This is a genomic window from Arenicella xantha (genome assembly GCF_003315245.1).
In the GTDB taxonomy this organism is placed as follows: Bacteria; Pseudomonadota; Gammaproteobacteria; order Arenicellales; family Arenicellaceae; genus Arenicella; species Arenicella xantha.
Map to the genome: position 1 here is coordinate 1 of NZ_QNRT01000023.1, position 2,158 is coordinate 2,158.

The window sequence follows — 2,158 nt, forward strand, 5'->3', positions numbered from 1 at the left end:
TTCGTACTAAGCACTAAAAAGGCCGCGAGCTTCTTTGTTTACTCAGGTGAAAAACTAAATTTTTCAACTCACCCAAAAAAATCAATAAATAAATGCACCAAGTCAAACACATAACAAGGCGCCAAAGTATAGCCTCCATTCGCTGCGCTCATTCCGCGGGACGTCGCTCCGCTCCGCCCCTTGGCACGGCGTTAACTTTACAAAAGGAAATCTAGATGAAACGAAGACAAGCGTTGGTAAAAGGGTTCGTAATACCGGCCATCGGAGGGACAGCAATTTGGCAAACTCCCCTTGTAAGTTCTGTGATTCTTCCTGCTCATGCACAAACATCTTGTGCATCGGTAGCCTCGTCATTGTTTCGTGTTACCGACCAGCAAGGATTCGAATTTAGCCTTAGAAATAATTGTATAGAGAGCATTTCTGGCACTCAATCGTCTTCAGCAGAATTATTTATTGAGCTTGGTGCTTCACAAATTAAAGGCACAGTGGCTGCCGCTCACATAACGATGAACTATAGCCAGAACCCTATTCCCAGGAATCATTCATTTTTGCCTGATTCACAGAGCAACAATGTTCCTTTTATAATTTCCTTAGATGATTTTTCGCCAAATACTATGGTTCGCTTAGAATTGAACTACTTTGAGTCTTCTGGGATTCTTGAAGTACGAGTACTACTTAACTAATCTAAAATCGTGGCACTGAAAGTTAACAAGCTCAAAAACTTACATTCACTGCGTTCATTCGGACGCGCAGACAACGCGCGCCCGTTTTAAGGGCGTTAAGTTTACTGAGATATGGATGCGGATTTTGAAATCGTCGAAAAGCTAGAGTATGAAATTTCTAGTAAAGAAATTCGTTCGGACTCTAATCGGCTATCTACGCTCATTCATAATGACTTCGAAGAGTTCGGTAAATCTGGTAAACGGTTTAGTAAATCTGATATCGTGAATGAGGTTCCAATTTGGGACTATCATGAAATTGAAATCAAACACCTAGAATGCGTTCGGTTATCCGTCAAGACAGTGCTAGTAAAGTATCAATCATTCTCTAATGGCGTAAGAGCTAACCGAAGCTCTATTTGGGTAAAAGAAAATAATCATTGGCAAATGATTTTCCATCAAGGAACAATATGCTGAAAAGAAACTTAACAAGAACCAAAAGTACGCCTACGGCGGGACGCGCAGAAAACGCGCGCCCCTTTGCTTGGCGTTATATGCGCTTCTAGGTGAGTGCCATGGGTCCAGTATATTTTTGGGTGGTGTTTGTTGGCATACTTCTAATGCTGCCAATCCAATATGTCTGGATGTTCAAATCAGATTTAGTACCAGCAAATGAATTCGGAAATTTATTTGTGGTAGCTATCTTGGGGTTTTCGGTAATGTGTTTTATCGTTGTTTTGAGAGAAATATCAGAAAAATTTGGTAAAGCTTTAGCACTTGGCTATTTCATTCTTATCGCTTTTCCTCTTTGTAACATTTTATTTTATTCAGCATTTTGGTTTTCAATAAAGAGTAAATATTCTTCAAATGAAAAAAACATATAACAAGGCGTCAAAGTTCACTCCGCCAACAAGTTGGCTCCGCGGGACGGCTGCTACGCGCCGCCCCTTGGCTTAGCGTTATGTTTCTTATGAAGTTCTTTAGATCCGCCAACAAATTTCCTCAGTTCGAGGGAAAAAGTAGTGAGTACATTAATTCTTGCTTGAACTATGTCCGTGGGAAAAGCTCCGGACTGAAATACTATTTTTGGATTGCTGCTGTTTTAATTTTCGGCTTTTGTATTCTGATAAACGGTCTTTTTCTTGATAACTTGTTGGCTCAATTAGCGGTAGGGCTTTGTTCAGGTTTAGCATTTTATCTATATCTCCTTTGGGATATAAATAAACTTACATATCCTTTAGTTCTAAAATATATAGAAGAGTTTGAGCAACAAGACCATGGCGGCAGCAAAACATAACAAGTTGTCAAAGTTCACTCCGCAGCAAGCTGCTCCGCGGGACGCGTTTTCAACGCGCCCCTTGGCAAGGCGTTAGGCACATGAAGGAAGACATACTTCAAAATAAGATAGAGTTTTTGATATTCACATTGGCGTATGAAGAATCTATGTTGGTTGAGCTGCACTGGGAGTTTGCAAAATGGGGCTGCGAAAAGGCTGCCTT

The 2,158-nt window shown here is 40.7% G+C and carries 4 protein-coding genes; all 4 read left to right on the forward strand.

Going from position 1 to position 2,158, the window contains the following annotated elements:
• Nucleotides 1-215 precede the first annotated feature (215 nt).
• The 4 genes from DFR28_RS19475 (at nt 216) to DFR28_RS19880 (ending at nt 1,956) form a co-directional block, all read left to right on the forward strand.
• Complete coding sequence (locus tag DFR28_RS19475) at nt 216-683, forward strand: hypothetical protein (RefSeq protein WP_113956076.1); 468 nt, start codon at nt 216-218, stop codon at nt 681-683.
• Nucleotides 684-794: 111 nt separating this feature from the next.
• On the forward strand, nt 795-1,136 hold the full coding sequence (locus DFR28_RS20180; protein ID WP_113956077.1) for a nuclear transport factor 2 family protein: 342 nt from the start codon (nt 795-797) through the stop codon (nt 1,134-1,136).
• Between the two features lie 98 nt (nt 1,137-1,234).
• A complete protein-coding gene (locus DFR28_RS19485; RefSeq protein ID WP_113956078.1) occupies nt 1,235-1,543 on the forward strand; it encodes a hypothetical protein in 309 nt (102 codons plus the stop codon).
• An 86-nt stretch (nt 1,544-1,629) separates the two neighbouring features.
• Nucleotides 1,630-1,956, forward strand: coding sequence for a hypothetical protein (locus tag DFR28_RS19880; RefSeq protein WP_211317070.1), 327 nt, complete (start codon nt 1,630-1,632; stop codon nt 1,954-1,956).
• The last annotated feature ends 202 nt before the right edge of the window (nt 1,957-2,158 follow it).

Bases quoted from the DNA above. Each gene is read 5' to 3' on its own strand.
- DFR28_RS19475 (WP_113956076.1), top strand. From the start codon at position 216: ATGAAACGAAGACAAGCGTTGGTAAAAGGGTTCGTAATACCGGCCATC.
- DFR28_RS20180 (WP_113956077.1), top strand. From the start codon at position 795: ATGGATGCGGATTTTGAAATCGTCGAAAAGCTAGAGTATGAAATTTCT.
- DFR28_RS19485 (WP_113956078.1), top strand. From the start codon at position 1,235: ATGGGTCCAGTATATTTTTGGGTGGTGTTTGTTGGCATACTTCTAATG.
- DFR28_RS19880 (WP_211317070.1), top strand. From the start codon at position 1,630: ATGAAGTTCTTTAGATCCGCCAACAAATTTCCTCAGTTCGAGGGAAAA.